The sequence below is a fragment of the Paenarthrobacter sp. OM7 genome, assembly GCF_029873575.1.
Taxonomy (GTDB): domain Bacteria; phylum Actinomycetota; class Actinomycetes; order Actinomycetales; family Micrococcaceae; genus Arthrobacter.
In genome coordinates this window covers 246416-261658 of the sequence record NZ_CP123579.1, presented here as the reverse complement: position 1 = coordinate 261658, position 15243 = coordinate 246416, and the positions used below count along the sequence as shown (strand labels likewise).

At 64.7% G+C, this 15243-nt stretch carries 11 protein-coding genes; 9 read left to right on the top strand and 2 right to left on the bottom strand.

Annotation, left to right across the window (positions count from 1 at the left end):
* Positions 1-72 precede the first annotated feature (72 nt).
* Entirely contained in the window at positions 73-1194 is a 1122-nt protein-coding gene (pstS, locus tag QEH68_RS01270; protein WP_207595772.1) for a phosphate ABC transporter substrate-binding protein PstS, read from the bottom strand.
* 247 nt (positions 1195-1441) lie between these two features.
* Between pstS and QEH68_RS01265 the strand changes: the two genes are divergently transcribed.
* Genes QEH68_RS01265 through QEH68_RS01250 form a run of 4 tightly spaced genes read left to right on the top strand, consistent with a single transcriptional unit; the run spans position 1442 to position 5376 of the window.
* Entirely contained in the window at positions 1442-2569 is a 1128-nt protein-coding gene (locus tag QEH68_RS01265; protein ID WP_280625822.1) for an FUSC family protein, read from the top strand.
* Between the two features lie 24 nt (positions 2570-2593).
* Entirely contained in the window at positions 2594-3292 is a 699-nt protein-coding gene (locus QEH68_RS01260) for a phosphatase PAP2 family protein (RefSeq protein ID WP_280625820.1), read from the top strand.
* 32 nt (positions 3293-3324) lie between these two features.
* The gene (gene radA, locus QEH68_RS01255; protein WP_207595770.1) at positions 3325-4698 is read left to right on the top strand and encodes a DNA repair protein RadA; all 1374 of its coding nucleotides are present in this window, start codon (positions 3325-3327) and stop codon (positions 4696-4698) included.
* Positions 4699-4752: 54 nt separating this feature from the next.
* Positions 4753-5376: a Pr6Pr family membrane protein gene (locus QEH68_RS01250; protein ID WP_207595769.1), complete on the top strand. Its 624-nt coding sequence runs from the start codon at positions 4753-4755 to the stop codon at positions 5374-5376.
* Here QEH68_RS01250 and QEH68_RS01245 read toward each other — a convergent pair.
* Positions 5373-6098 carry a helix-turn-helix domain-containing protein gene (locus QEH68_RS01245; RefSeq protein WP_280625818.1) on the bottom strand — a complete coding sequence of 242 codons (726 nt, stop codon included), beginning with the start codon at positions 6096-6098 and terminating at the stop codon, positions 5373-5375. The genes QEH68_RS01250 and QEH68_RS01245 overlap by 4 nt on opposite strands.
* Before the next feature lie 227 nt (positions 6099-6325).
* On the opposite strand from QEH68_RS01245, the gene QEH68_RS01240 reads away from it, so the two are divergent.
* Genes QEH68_RS01240 through atzF form a run of 5 tightly spaced genes read left to right on the top strand, consistent with a single transcriptional unit; the run spans position 6326 to position 15076 of the window.
* Positions 6326-7867, top strand: coding sequence for an amino acid permease (locus QEH68_RS01240; RefSeq protein ID WP_280625815.1), 1542 nt, complete (start codon positions 6326-6328; stop codon positions 7865-7867).
* A gap of 51 nt (positions 7868-7918) precedes the next feature.
* The gene (locus tag QEH68_RS01235) at positions 7919-8806 is read left to right on the top strand and encodes an urea amidolyase associated protein UAAP1 (RefSeq protein ID WP_280625814.1); all 888 of its coding nucleotides are present in this window, start codon (positions 7919-7921) and stop codon (positions 8804-8806) included.
* Positions 8803-9459, top strand: a complete 657-nt coding sequence (locus tag QEH68_RS01230; RefSeq protein ID WP_280625812.1) for an urea amidolyase associated protein UAAP2 — start codon at positions 8803-8805, stop codon at positions 9457-9459. Before QEH68_RS01235 ends, QEH68_RS01230 begins: the two co-directional genes overlap by 4 nt.
* Positions 9456-13172, top strand: coding sequence for an urea carboxylase (gene uca / locus QEH68_RS01225; RefSeq protein ID WP_280625810.1), 3717 nt, complete (start codon positions 9456-9458; stop codon positions 13170-13172). Before QEH68_RS01230 ends, uca begins: the two co-directional genes overlap by 4 nt.
* A complete protein-coding gene (gene atzF / locus QEH68_RS01220) occupies positions 13169-15076 on the top strand; it encodes an allophanate hydrolase (RefSeq protein WP_280625808.1) in 1908 nt (635 codons plus the stop codon). The genes uca and atzF overlap by 4 nt, the downstream gene beginning before the upstream one ends.
* Positions 15077-15243: the final 167 nt, after the last annotated feature.

The following is a 15243-nucleotide window of genomic DNA, read 5'->3' as shown; positions in this document are numbered from 1 at the left end:
GGCTCTGCGGCCACGTCGCGCGGGACAGGGAACTTCAGTGTTCAGCCGGGTCAGCAAACCCGCCGGGAAACCTTAGGACTTGGCCTTGATGGTTTCGATAGCGGCCGTGGCCTTTTCCTGCAGCGTCTTGGACAGCGGCGCGGACTTGGCGGCGTCAGCAGCGGTCTTCTGTCCTTCGTCGGAAACGACGTAGCTTTCGAAGGCCTTGACCAGGTCAGCAACTTCCTTGGTCTCGTAGGTGGTGCAAACTACGTGGTACGAAACGAGGACTACAGGGTAGGCGCCCGATTCGGTGGTCTTGCGGTCCAGCTTGATGGCGACGTCGTTTGCGGCGCGGCCGTCAACGGGCTTGCCGGCTTCGACAGCCTTGGCAGCAGCTTCGGCGGAGATCTTGACGAATTCCTCGCCCACCTTGATGGAGGCGGTGCCCAGCTTGCCGGAAACGGCGGAGTCATCAGCGTAGGTCACGGCACCCGGGGTGTCGGTGACGGTCTTGACGACGCCGGAGGTGCCCTTGGCGTTTTCGCCGGCCAGGGTTGCGGGCCAGATGCCGGCAGCCTTGTCCGTCCAAACCTCGGGAGCAGCAGCTGCGAGGTAGTCGGTGAAGTTGGTGGTGGTGCCGGAGTCGTCAGAGCGGTTGACCGGGGTGACCTTGAGGTCCGGCAGGGTGACGCCTTCGTTGAGGGCGGCGATGGCGGGATCGTTCCAGTTGGCGATTTCGCCGCGGAAGATCTTGGCAACCGTGGCGGCGTCGAGCTTCAATTCCTTGACGTCCGGAATGTTGAAGGCAACAGCGATCGGGGAGATGTACACCGGGATGTTGATGGCGCCGTCGGGGCCGCACTTGGCCTTGGAGCTCTCAAGCTCCTCGTCCTTCAGGTACGCGTCCGAGCCGGCGAACTGTGCCGAGCCGTCGATGATGGCCTTGCGGCCTGCGCCGGAACCGTCCGGGGAGTACTGCACAGTGGCACCGGAGTTGGCGGCAGAGAAGCCGGCCTTCCATGCGTCCATGGCTGCGCCGGTGGAGGAAGCGCCAATGCCGGTCAGGGTGCCGGTGACCTTGGGGCCGGACGCTGCCGACTGGGTACCAGCAGGCGTGTTCGTTGCGTTGTCTGAACCGCAAGCAGTGAGCGCGAGAGCGCCGGCTGCGATGACCGCGATTGCCGCGTTGCGGCCGAAGTGAGTTGCCTTCACTTGGATGTGCCCCTTCCAGGGATTCTTCGATGCGGGCCGAACGGAGATTTCGGCGTGCGCGAGCTGAGGACCTTTTGTTCCTTTACTGAAGGTAAGGAGCGCAGGTAACGGGATCTGCAGTGAAAGGTGAACAGAAGGTGAACGACGGCGGACCATTGGGTTATGTGGCGCGCGCCACCTTGAGCGGCACCCGGGATGCGGTTTGCGCCTTCGTCGGAACCCGGGCCGGGCAAATAGACTGGACGACATGGCTGCCGCGAAAGGATTTTCTGCAAGCAAGAGGTTCCTGCGTGCCAGAGTCCGGACGGGTTTGGTCCGCAGCCGGAATTCGTTGACGCCGGCCATCCAGATGACCGTGTGCGCCGTGGGTGCCTACGCTTTCGCCGAATATGTGCTGGGCCACCAGGGCCCACTGTTCGCGGCTACTTCCTCGTTGATTGCCCTTGGCTTTTCCCGTGATCCGCGCCTGCGCCGGGTGATCGAGGTGGGCCTCGGCTGCACCCTGGGCATCGTTGTTGGTGACCTGCTGCTCCACTGGCTGGGCGCTGGGATCTGGCAGGCCGCCGTCGTGCTTCTTTTCTCCATCCTCCTTGCCAGGTTCCTGGACAGTGGAACCATTTTCACCACTCAACTGGGCCTGCAGTCCTTGCTGGTGGTGCTGCTGCCGGCACCGGCCGGTGGGCCCTTTACGCGCAGTCTGGACGCTGTAATCGGTGGCGTTTTTGCGCTGCTGGTGACCATCCTGGTACCGAAAGACCCGCGGCGGGAGCCCCGCAAGGATGTCCAGAAGATCCTGCATGAACTCGCCGAAGTGCTGCGCGAATGCGGCAAGGCCCTGACCGAAAGCGATTCCACCATCGCCTGGCATGCCCTGATCCGCGGCCGCAACTGCCAGCCTTTGGTGGACCGGATGCGGCAGACGCTGCGCGCCTCGGGCGAAGTGGCAACCCTGGCTCCCGCGCACCGGAGGCACCGCGACGAACTGGCCGGCCTGGAGCACTCCCTGGAGTACATCGACCTGGCTCTGCGTAACAGCCGGGTGTTTGCGCGGCGGCTCACCAGCGCCATCAACCATGCCGCGCTGTCCGATGAAGCGATCGACAGTATCTCCGAAGTCCTGCAGGAAACCGCCGCCGCGATCGACGAGATGACCATCGGATTGTCGGAGCAAAGCGAAGGGACGCGGCGGGTTCATCTGCGCCGCGCCCGGAACGACCTCTCGGATATCGCCGCGCGCCTGCACCCCAAGATGCTGGATGTCCAAAGGCTCGAAGGCGAAACCGTGGTGATGCTGTTCCGTCCCCTCATGGTGGACCTGCTGGAAGCGAGCGGCATGGAACCGGAAGAAGCCCGCGCGATGCTTCCGGCACTGTAGCCTCCGCCGAGGAAGAATGAACCGATGACCCCTGCCTTTTCCGTGCACTTCCAGGCTGCACCGGCGCTCAAGCTCCGGCAGCGGCCCTTGTTCCTGTGGGCAGGCATTTTGCTGGTGGCCGGGGACGCCATCTTCTGGCTCATGTTCGCCGCCGTGCTGTCCGAGACCGGGCTTGCCACGATAGACGGCGCGGTCCACAGCTTCATGGTTGATTCGCGCAACCCCTTGCTCACCGCCCTCCTTACGGCAGTCACCACCGTGACCTCACCCTTGTGGATCACCATCATTGGTGTGGCGGTGGCCGCAGTATGGACGGTATGGAAGAAGGAACTCTGGCGGCCGGCTGTCCTGTTGGGCGCCATGGCGTTTGCCGCCATCCTGTCCGCGGTAGTGAAACAGGATGTGGGGCGCTCCGGTCCGCCGTCGTCCGATGTTCTCCTGGGCCCCGACGACGCACTGTCATTCCCCTCCGGCCACACGCTCGGCGCCGGGATCTTCGCGCTTGTCCTCACTTACCTGTTCGTCTCGCGTTCCGGCTCACGTGCGACGGCGGTCCTCGCCTTCTGCGGTGCCGCTCTCTTGACGCTGTTGGTTGCCTGCAGCCGGATCTACCTTGGCTACCACTGGCTCACGGACGTGGTCGCTTCCCTTGGGCTTGCGCTTGGGGTGACGGGCATTGCGGTGTTTGTGGACGCGGCCCGTCACGGCGGCCGGCGCGGCTAATACTGTCAGTCCCCGCCACTACGCTTGAACCCATGGCTTCCAAGACGTCCCGCGCATCAAAAACACCCGCCTACAAGTGTGCCGAATGCGGCTGGACCGCCATCAAATGGGTGGGCCGCTGCGGCGAGTGCCAGGCGTGGGGAACCGTTGAGGAGTACGGCGCCACGGTAGCGCGCACGACGGCGGCCGCTACAGTTTTGGCGCCGGCCCGCCGTATCGCTGAGGTGGATGGCACCACCGCAGCCTTCCTGCCCACGGGCGTGGATGAGCTGGACCGCGTCCTCGGAGGAGGGCTCGTGCCGGGTGCCGTCATTCTGCTCGCTGGGGAACCCGGCGTCGGGAAGTCCACGCTGCTGTTGGACGTGGCGGCGAAGTTCGCGCGCACCGGCCAGGACGTCCTCTACATCACCGGAGAAGAGTCTGCGGCGCAGGTCAAGCTCCGCGCGGAGCGGATCGACGCTGTAGCGCACACCCTTTATCTTTCTGCCGAAACTGATCTTGGGCAGGCACTGGGACAGGTGGAGAAGCTTGAGCCCAAGCTGCTGATCGTGGACTCCGTGCAGACCTTGAGCAGTGCCGACGTGGAGGGCAGCGCCGGCGGAGTTTCGCAGGTGCGTGAAGTTGCTGCGTCGATCATTGCCGCAGCCAAGCGGCGCAACATGACCACGCTCTTGGTGGGGCATGTGACCAAGGAAGGGACCATCGCCGGGCCGCGGCTGCTGGAACACCTGGTGGACGTCGTGTGCCAATTCGAAGGCGAGCGCCATTCGCGCCTGCGCCTGCTCCGGGCTGTGAAGAACCGCTATGGCGCCACGGACGACGTCGGCTGCTTTGACCTGAACGAGGCCGGCATCGAGGGATTGGCTGATCCCAGCGGGCTGTTCGTTTCGCGGACCCGTGAGCCCGTTTCAGGCACCTGTATTACGGTGACCATGGAGGGTCGCAGGCCGCTGCTGGCAGAGGTTCAATCCCTTCTTGCCGAGAGCGCCAATTCGCAACCACGCCGTGCCACCAGCGGCCTGGAGAGCTCACGCGTTGCCATGCTTCTGGCGGTCCTGCAGCAGCGCGCCGGCTGCATGCTGCACAAGGACGATTCCTACGTGGCAACGGTGGGCGGTGTGAAGCTCACGGAACCGGCGACGGACCTCGCTGTTGCCCTGGCCGTAGCGTCGGCCAAGGCCCGGAAGGCTCTCCCCCAGCGTCTGATTGCCTTCGGCGAGGTGGGCCTGGCTGGTGAAGTCCGCCCTGTTCCCGGTATCAACCAGCGCATCCAGGAAGCACACCGGCTCGGGTTCACGCACGCTATTGTTCCGGCCAGCCCTGCGGGTGCCGGTGTGATTCCGGACGGCTTCTCGGTGCGGGAGGTTGGCCATCTTGCCGAGGCACTGGAATTGCTGATCACGTAGCCATTCCGGGGTGTCGGGGCCGTTCGGGGCATACGGTCGGCAAGGATGGGAAGCATGACCAAACGGAATGTGCTTATTGGGGGACGCTTTTTCTTTGGGCTTTTGACGTTGGTGGCGGTGGGAACCCAGCTGACGGTCCATTTGGGCATGGGCTATGACCTCTGGAACTTCTTCAGCTATTTCACCAACCTGTCCAACATCTTCGCCGCACTGGTGCTGCTGATCAGCGGATACCGGGTGCTGATCCGGAAGCGGCCTACAGAAGCTGACGATGTCACTCGCGGCACAGCCACCATCGCCATGGCCGTGGTGGGCCTGGTTTTTGGTGCTTTGCTGGCCGGCGAGGACCTCGGCTCGCTGTTGCCGTGGGTCAACTTTGTGGTCCATTACTTGATCCCCGTGGTGATGGTGGCTGATTGGCTCTTCCAGCCGCCCCGGGCAACTCTGCAGCTCAAACACGTTTGGTACTGGCTGCTCTACCCCGTTGGCTACCTGGTCTACAGCCTGGTCCGTGGCGCCCTGGTGAACTGGTACCCCTACTGGTTCATCGACCCGGCCCGAGCCGGCGGTTGGGGCGGTGTGGTGGTGTTCGCACTCGCCATCTCCGTTGGCTTCCTGGTGGTGAGCCTGGCGATGCTGTGGCTGGGTAACAAACTCAAGCGCCAGGTGGATTACTAGGCACTTTCCGCTGCGAGCGCCGACTCAGAGGCTTCTCCACGACGGTTTGCCTCGCCATACCGGCTGATGAGCTCGCTGCTGGCATCCCTCACCGCCTGAATCTTTTGCCTGAGGCCGGCCAGGATCATCACCGTATCGGCCGTAGTGGACGCCGAGTCCGTTGCGATCAGCCCGTCCGCGCGGAGGTTGATCAGTGACTCGACCAGCCGAAAGGCGGTGTCGCCCAGGCCCGGGTCTGCGTCGGAGAGCGCCGTCAGCTCCCGTCCCAAGTCTCCGTAAATGTTCCGGAGTTCCTGCCGTGCTGCCATGAATGGTTGGAAAACTTCCGCCCTGGCCTCCGGCAGATGGTAGAGCACCCCGAGGTTCCAACGGGAAGTGCAGAGCTGCAAGCCGTCGAACAGGACCACTGCGTGCAGTCGTGCCGCGGGATCCAACTCCTGCCCGGTTTCTTCGGAACCGTCTTTCACAGCGCGGGCGAACGCCAGGCTGGTGGACACTGTCCCGCCGAGTAGTTCGCCCAGGATCTCGTCCTTGGTGGAGAAGTGGTGATACAGCGACGATTGCCGGATTCCGACGGCGTCGGCAATGGCCCGTGTGGACGTATTGGCGAATCCTTGGCTGGTAAAGAGTTCGGCTGCGGCATCCAGGATTTCGTCGCGTGCAGTGGCTCCCGGGCGTACAGCTTGCTGCTTGCGGGGGCGTCCCGGTCCGGTTGTAGTCACACCTCATTCTTGCATCGCCGCAACACCAAAGAGCCTGTTCACGGCGTACTGCCGGGGTGGTGAGATTTCCTTTACACGCTTGAAACGAGCGGTAACCAAGGCTTTACATTGCCGAAACGCCATGGGGACACCCCGCTGGAAAACTATCAAGTGACCGATATTCCGGACAGGCAGTCAAAACCTCTCCGGGCTGGTTCCACATCCCGTTCCAGACACGGAGAAACCCGATGACTTCAACCCTTTCGACGGCGACCCACCGCACCGACGATGCAGACCTGACAGCACTTGGCTACGAGCCCACGCTGCACCGCAAGCTGGGCCGCTACGCGTCGTTCGCCGCAGGTTTTTCGTTCGTCTCCATCCTCACCACCATCTTCCAGCTCTTCGCCTTCGGCTACTCCTTTGCCGGCCCGGCCTTCTTTTGGACGTGGCCCGTGGTCCTGGTCGGCCAACTTCTGGTAGCCCTGAACTTCGCTGAACTCGCCGCCAGATACCCGTTGTCCGGTGCTGTCTACCAGTGGTCGCGCCGTATGGGCGGCGAAGTGGTGGGCTGGTTCGCCGGCTGGTTCATGTCCATCGCCCAGGTCATCACTGCTGCCGCAGCAGCCATTGCGCTCCAAGTGGTACTCCCCCAGCTGTGGGTCGGATTCCAGCTGGTGGGAGGCGACCCCATGCTGACATCTCCCACAGGCGCAGCCAACGCAGTAATCCTCGGTGCTGTCCTCCTGGTGATCACCACTGTGATTAACTGCCTTGGCGTGAAGCTCATGTCCCATGTGAACTCCATCGGCGTCACCTGTGAGATTGTGGGCGTCGCCGCAGTAATCCTTGCGCTGTTCTCAGCCGCGCAGCGCGGCCCGGAGGTGGTAGCGGACGTCAGTGTGGTCACTACCTCGGACCTTGGTGCCGTGGGTGCCTTCCTGGTCTCCGGTTTGATGGCCGCGTATGTGATGGTCGGCTTCAACTCCGCCGGCGAACTCTCGGAGGAAACCAAGAACCCCCGCAAGACCGCACCGCGCACCATCCTCTCGGCGCTGATCATCTCGGGCGTTGGCGGCGGACTCATGATTATCGCGGCACTGATGGCAGCGCCAAGCCTCGACGACGGCAGGCTCGCCACCGAGGGACTCCCCTACGTGCTGACAGCCGTGTTGGGTACGTTCTGGGGCAAGGTGCTGCTGGTGGACGTGGCAATCGCCATCTTTGTCTGCACCCTGGCCATCCAAACGGCCGGTTCACGCCTGGTGTTCTCCATGGCCCGCGACGGCAAGCTGCCAGCCTCGGCCCGGCTCTCGAAAGTCCACCCCAAGCGCGGGACCCCCATGTGGCCTTCCATCGCGATCGGCGCCCTGGCTGTGGGCATCCTCGCCATCAACATCGGCAACTCCGCGCTCTTCACCACCCTCTGCAGCGTGTGCATCGTGATGGTGTACCTGGCGTACCTGATGGTCACTGTCCCGCAACTGCTCAGCCGCTTCCGGGGTGACTGGGACCAGGTGGGCCAGACCATGCCGGCCGGACTCTTCTCACTGGGCCGGTGGGGCTTGCCAGTCAACATCCTGGCCGTGCTCTACGGCGCCCTGATGGTCATCAACCTCTCCTGGCCCCGCCCCGAGGTGTACGACCCCTCCGGCGAACACGGGATCCTGCTCTTCTCCGCTCCCATCATGGTGGGCGCCGTCCTGCTCCTGGGCCTCTGGGTCCGCAGGAACATCCGGGTTCGGGACACCAAAGCCGCAATCGCCGCGGAATCCACCAACGCCGCCTGACCCGCCAGCACCAGACCGTCCAGAACCAGCACCAGTACAGAAATGACTGCCATGACCCAGACTCTTGAAACACACACCTCTGAAAACGGCACAGCCACAACTGCCGGCGCCAAACTGCACGCACGGGCCCAGCACGGGCGCACGGCCGAGACCATGATCCATGTCCCGCCGGCTACGGCCCCGACACGTTTGATCGAGGGCCTCCCGGCGGAGGCAAAGGACTCCCTGACGTGGGTGGAGACACTTTCCTTCGGCCGCTACACCCATCTGGAACTGGCCCGCGGGACGCGCCTCAGGATCACAGACCCCAACGGCGATGCCTGCGTTCACGCTGTCCTCATCCGAAGTGGTGCCCAGCACGAGCGGCTCAACGTCGCGGATACGGTCAAAGTCCCCTGGCAGGCCTACATGACCACAGGCCACCCGCTTCTCTCCGACGCCGGCCGTCTCATGGCCACCGTAGTGGCCGATTCCTCAGGTCAGCATGATGCCCTCACCGGCACCACCCACCTGGCCGGAAACACCGCCAAGTACGGTGCCGGATCAGCCCACAGCCTGTCACCGGCCGGCCGTGAATTGCTGACCCTGGGCGGCATGAAGCATGGCATCAGCCAGAAAGAACTCCCTCCGTCGGTGTCGTTCTTCAAGGGCGTCACCGTGGAGCGGGACGGCAGCATCACGTTCGCCGGCAGCGCCGGTGCCGGAGCCGCCGTCGAACTTCTCCTCCACATGGACGCAGTGCTGGTACTGGCCAATACCGCCCACCCGCTGGACCCGCGTCCGGAATTCACGGGAAGCGCCGTGGACATCGTGGCCTGGCAGGCTCCGCAGGACCTTGAAGCCCTCAAAAGCGGAACCCTCAACGTAGACCTGGGCCCAGAGGGACGTCTGGCCCTCCACAACACCGAACTCGACTACAACGCAAGGACCTCCGCATGAACGCCATCGCAGAAATGAGCCCCGCACTGGTCGCTGGCCGGGTCGTAGTGGACGAGCTGGTGGAAGCCCGTGGTCCGTGGTCCGCCGTGATTGCTGCCGGCGACGTGCTCACCATTGTGGACCTCGACGGCAACCAAGCCGTTGACTGCATTCTCTACGCGGCACAGGACACCAGTACGCGTTACTCCGCCGCCGTGACCATTGCGAGCCAGGGCTCGATCTTTCTCACCACTGGCTCAGTTCTCCGCGCCGACAGCGGCCAGGAACTCATGACGGTGGTGGCGGACGAGGTTGGCGTCCACGACACCATCGGCGGCGCCTGCTCCCAGGAATCCAACACACTCCGCTACGGCCAACACACCCATGAACAGCATGCGTGCGTGGAGAACTTCCTCATTGAAGGTGCCAAGTGGGACCTCGGCAAGAAGGACCTCGTGTCCAACATCAACTGGTTCATGAACGTGCCGGTGGATCCCGACGGCGCCCTGGGCATCGTGGACGGGCTGTCCGCACCCGGAAAGCGTGTGGCCCTCCGCGCCGAGGTGGACACACTGGTGCTGGTGTCCAACTGCCCCCAAATCAATAACCCCTGCAACGGCTTCAACCCCACGCCGGTGCGCATGATCGTCACACGTCCGGAGGACCGCTCATGAACCGCTTCGACACCCTGCTCATTGCCAACCGTGGCGAGATCGCCTGCCGGATCATCGAATCCGCCCGCAAGGCCGGGCTGCGCACGGTGGCCGTCTTCTCCGAAGCTGATCGCGGCGCCAAGCATGTGAAGCTCGCTGACGAGGCAGTCCTGCTGGGACCTGCACCCGCCAAGGAGTCGTATCTTAAGGTTGACGCCATCCTCAAGGCGGCGGCTGCCACCGGGGTCGGCGCCATTCACCCCGGCTACGGATTCCTATCCGAGGACGCGGCCTTCGCCGAAGCCGTGGAGGCAGCCGGTTTGGTCTTTGTGGGGCCCACCCCGGAACAGCTCCGGATCTTCGGCACCAAGCACACCGCCCGTGATGCCGCCCAACGCGCCGGCGTTCCCATGATCGCGGGATCCGGCCTCTTGGAGGACCTGGACGAAGCCGTCGCAGCAGCGGAGATCATCGGCTACCCACTCATGCTCAAGGCAACCGGGGGTGGCGGTGGCATCGGCATGGCCGTCTGCCGCGACGAAGCCGAACTCCGCGACAACTACTCCCGGGTTGCGCGTCTGGCCAGCTCCAGCTTTGGAACGGCGGGCGTCTTCGCTGAACGCTACATCGAGCACGCCCGCCACGTGGAAGTCCAGGTGTTCGGCGACGGTGCGGGCCGCGTGGTGAGCCTTGGAGACCGTGACTGCTCGCTGCAGCGCCGACACCAGAAAGTACTTGAGGAGGCACCCGCACCTGATCTCCCCGAGGCTTTGCGGGAAGAACTGCACCGAAGCTCCCGCGCGCTCTGCGCATCCGTGGGCTACCGCTCTGCGGGGACAGTGGAGTTCGTCTACGACCCCGTCCGCCAGGAGGCATCTTTCTTGGAAGTCAACGCCCGGCTGCAGGTGGAGCACCCCGTCACGGAAGCCATCACCGGCGTTGACTTGGTGGAGTGGATGCTGAACCTTGCCCGGAATGAGCCGGTGCTTGATGGCGTGCCGGACAGTGTGCCCGTTGCAGGTCATGCCGTGGAAGCCCGTATCTACGCAGAAGACCCGGCCCGCAACTTCCAGCCCAGCGCCGGAACGGTCACCAACGCGCAGTACCCGGCCTCCGACGTCGTGCGCATTGACGCCTGGGTGGAGACCGGCAGCGAAGTCTCCACCAGTTACGATCCCCTGCTGGGCAAGGTCATCACGTCCGGTTCAACCCGCGACGCCGCCTTCGACGCACTGGCTGCCGCGTTGGCGGAAACCCGCATTGATGGCATCGAGACCAACCTGGGCATGCTGCGTGCCGTGGCCGGGATGGATGTGGTCCGTGCCGCGCAGCATTCCACCGGAACCCTGAACACCGTGGGCGATCCGGAACCGCGGATCACCGTTGAACGGCCGGGCCTCCAGACCAGCGTGCAGGATTGGCCGGGCAGGACCGGGCTCTGGCAGATCGGAGTGCCGCCGAGTGGACCCATGGATGATTTGTCGTTCCGGCTGGGCAACACCGCGCTGGGCAATCCGGAGGGCGCACCTGGCCTGGAATTCACCATGGCCGGCCCTGCGCTCCGTTTCACTCACGCCACCACGGTGTGCGTCACCGGCGCGGACGTCACGGTAACAGTCGACGGCAAGCCAGCCGCTGCGTGGGAGCCCATCACTGTCCCGGAGAACGGCCTCCTGGACGTCGGATCAGCCGACGGATCCGGGCTGAGGGGATACATCCTGTTCGAAGGTGGGCTTGATGTTCCCCGGTATCTGGGCAGCGCATCAACCTTCACTTTGGGCCAGTTCGGCGGCCATGGCGGCCGGGTCCTGCGGGCCGGCGATGTGCTCCGCACCGTCACCGGGCACCTCCCCGAGACCGTTCCCGGCCCGGTTCCCGTGGAGAGCCGCCCGGCCCTCACCACGGAATGGGAGCTGAAGGTAGTGGAGGGGCCACACGGTGCACCGGAATTCTTCCAACGCGAAGACATCGAGGAGCTGTACGCCGCCGAATACGAGGTCCACTTCAACTCCGCCCGAACCGGCGTCCGCCTGGTCGGCCCCAAACCGCGCTGGGCACGCAATGACGGCGGAGAGGCCGGACTTCACCCCTCCAACATCCACGACACCGCCTATTCGGTAGGTGCCTTGGACTTCACCGGCGACACCCCCATTCTCCTGGGCCCTGATGGTCCCAGCCTGGGCGGTTTCGTCTGCCCCGTCACCGTAGTAACCGGCGAGCGCTGGAAGCTGGGCCAACTCCGTCCAGGCGATAAGGTCCGCTTTGTGCCCATCCGCTCGGCTGAGGCGCCTTCCGTCAAAGAACTCGGTGCTGCGAGGCAGCTGATTCTGCCGGGTAGCACCGGTTTCACCATGGGCACCGGCTCGGCTTCCGGCGCCGCATCAGGCACCGCATCAGGCACGGCCGAGTTGCTCCGCGGAGACGGCGACGACGGCGTGCTGGGCCGGGTGCCCGAAGGCGACGGACGGCCTGCTGTCACCTACCGCCGCTCCGGTGACGACAACCTTTTGGTGGAGTACGGAGACATGGTGCTGGATCTTGGCCTCCGCGCCCGTGTCCACGCCCTGCACCAGGAACTCGAGCGTCTCGCAGTCAGGGGCATCGTGGATCTGACGCCAGGTATCCGTTCCCTGCAGATCAAAGCCGATCCCTCCGTCCTTCCCACCTCAAAGCTGTTGGGCCTGGTGCAGGAAATAGAGGCCGCACTCCCTGCAAGCTCGGAGCTGGTGGTGCCCAGCCGCAGCGTTCGCCTGCCCTTGTCCTGGGACGATCCCGCTACCCGTGAGGCAATCGAGCGCTACATGGCCGGTGTCCGCGACGACGCCCCGTGGTGCCCGTGGAACATCGAGTTCATCCGGCGCATCAACGGTTTGGACTCCGTCAACGATGTCTTCGATACGGTGTTCAACGCGGAGTACCTCGTCCTGGGACTGGGTGATGTGTACCTAGGAGCACCGGTGGCAACACCGTTGGATCCGCGGCACAGGCTGGTGACCACCAAGTACAACCCTGCCCGCACTTGGACGCCGGAGAACGCCGTGGGCATCGGCGGAGCCTACATGTGCATTTACGGCATGGAAGGTCCCGGTGGATACCAGTTCGTGGGACGTACCACCCAGGTTTGGTCGCGCTACGCGGATTCGGCGCCGTTTGAGCCGGGTTCGCCTTGGCTGCTCCGGTTCTTCGACCGTATTTCCTGGTACCCCGTCAGTCCCGAGGAACTGTTGGACCTCCGCGCCGACATGGCTGCTGGCCGTGGCCGTGGTGTGGAGATCCAGGACGGCACGTTCTCACTTGCAGAACATGAGGAATTCCTGGAACGCAACAGCGTCTCCATCGCGGAATTCCGCGAGACCCAGTCGGCGGCTTTCGCCGTGGAGCGCCAGGCCTGGGAAGACGCCGGCGAGTTCGATCGTGCCGAGCAGGCCGTTTCGCTGGCCCCGCCGGCCGACGACGTTGTTGTTCCCGACGGCGGCACCCTGGTGACGTCGCCGTTCGCGGCAAGCGTCTGGAAAGTGGACGTGGAACCCGGAGACCTGGTGGTGGCCGGCCAATCGCTGGTTTCCCTTGAGGCGATGAAGATGGAGACGGTCATCCAGGCTCCGGTGGATGGCCTGGTCCAACAGGTCCTGCCCGCTGCCGGTGCTCAAGTGGTGGCTGGTGAGGCGCTGGTGGTCCTGGAACCAGTGGACGTCCGGGAACCCGCACTCGTCTTGGAGGGAAGCGCATCATGACCAGTCCCACCGGAACCACAGTTGCTCGGGTACTTTCGGCGCTCGAGGCGATTGACGCCGTCGACCGTCCCGAAATCTGGATCCACCTGCGCGGGCGGGACGAACTGCTCGCGGAGGCGGCCCGGATTGATGCCGCCGTGGCGGCCGGTGGGGACCTGCCGCTAGCCGGTCTCCTGCTCGCCGTGAAGAACAACGTGGATGTTGCCGGTATAACCACGACGGCGGCCTGCCCCGGCTTTGGTGACGTACCCGCCCGGGATGCGGTACCGGTCGCCCGACTGCGCGCTGCGGGCGCTCTGGTGCTCGGGGCCACCAATCTGGACCAGTTCGCCACGGGCCTGGTGGGTACCCGCAGCCCGTATGGTGCTGTCCGTGATTCGAGGCGTCCCGAGAGGATCTCGGGAGGCTCCAGTTCGGGATCTGCCGTGGCGGTGGCGTTGGGCCTTGTGGACCTTGCCATCGGCACGGACACCGCGGGTTCCGGCAGGATTCCCGCCGCGCTGCAGGGAATCGTGGGGATCAAACCGACCTTGGGCGTTGTGTCCACCGAAGGTGTGGTCCCGGCATGCCGTTCCTGGGACACCGCCACGATCTTCGCCCGCGATCTCGCCACTGCCGAGCTCGCCATGGGCATCATGGCCGGGCAGGGCCGCACTTGGCCCACCGACGTGAAAGTTGCGGCACCGTCCACCCCTCGGGTGGCCTATCCCGCTGCTCTACCGGCGCTCCTGGCAGCGTGGGCGTCGGAATTCCAGGCGCAGGTTGAGCGGCTGCGGTCCACAGGAGTGGTAGCGGAACCCATCGACCTGGACGTCTTCCTCCAGGCAGCCCGGCTGCTGTACGACGGCGGATTGGTTGCCGAACGCTACGCCGCCGTCGGCAGCTTCATTGATTCGGCGACGTTGGGCGGGGTAGGTGCTTCGGACGGGGCAGGCCAGTCCGGCGGCGTGCCCGCAGCACTGGACCCCACAGTCGCCGGCATCATCAGCGCCGCAGGCCAGGTTCCCGCACACCGGTACGTCGCGGACACCGCGGCGTTGGAGCAACTCAAGCGCCAAGCCATGGAGCGCCTGGACGGATTCGACGCCTTGGTTGTCCCCACGGCACCGTTCCATCCGACGTTGGCAGAGGTGTCGGCCGATCCGGTGGGGGTCAACTCCCGAATGGGCACCTATACCAATTTCTGCAACCTCTTCGATCTCAGCGCTGTTGCCGTACCGGCGGGCACCGTCACCGAAACAGACGGCGTTGAAACAGGCAGTACCTCCCAGTTCGGCCTGACGGTGGTTGCCCGGACCTTCGAGGACGGGGTGGCTGCGGATATCGCGCGTCGGATCGAGCTCACCCCGGAGCTGCCGGAACTGTTCGCCGCGGGTGCCGCGGCAGGGCCCGCAGCCGCCCAGTCCTCGGCTCCCAAGGCCCCGTGGCCCGTTGCTGCGGGAGCCGTCGTCGTTCCCCTCGTAGTGGTGGGGGCGCATCGGAAGGGGCAGCCGCTGGCGGCGGAGCTCGAAGGGCGTGGAGCTTTCTGGGCCGGCCCGGTGACCACCGCGGCGCAGTACCGGATGGTGGCTTTGGAGACCACGCCGCCCAAGCCCGGAGTGGTTCGTTCGGAGCGCGGAGCCGGGCTGGTTGCTGAGAGGTGGCTGCTCTCAGAGGCTGCGCTCGGATCCTTCCTGGCCGAGCTGCCCGAACCCATGTTGCTGGGGTCCATCACGCTGGACGATGGCAGCAGGGCGGTGGGTTTTGCCTGCGACGCTGTGGCCGCGGCAGAGGGACGGGACATTACCGAGTACCACGATTGGATTAAATACCTGGAGGAAAACGCTGCTGCAGCAGGAAGCAACGGCTTGTGGCGCGAGGCCGGTGGCGCTTTGCTGACCGGGCTTGGGCGGGGCCAGCACTAGCTGGCAGGCGGCTGGTTGGGGGAAATAGGGTTTCCGCCAATCAGCCGCCAAACCACTTTGCGGGCACCGCCGAACATCACGAAATGACCCACTTTGGGGCTTGCTGGTGCGGTTAACGGTCCCCGGAAGCCCTATCATTGTGCTTGTCGTCATTGGGGCATTTTTTG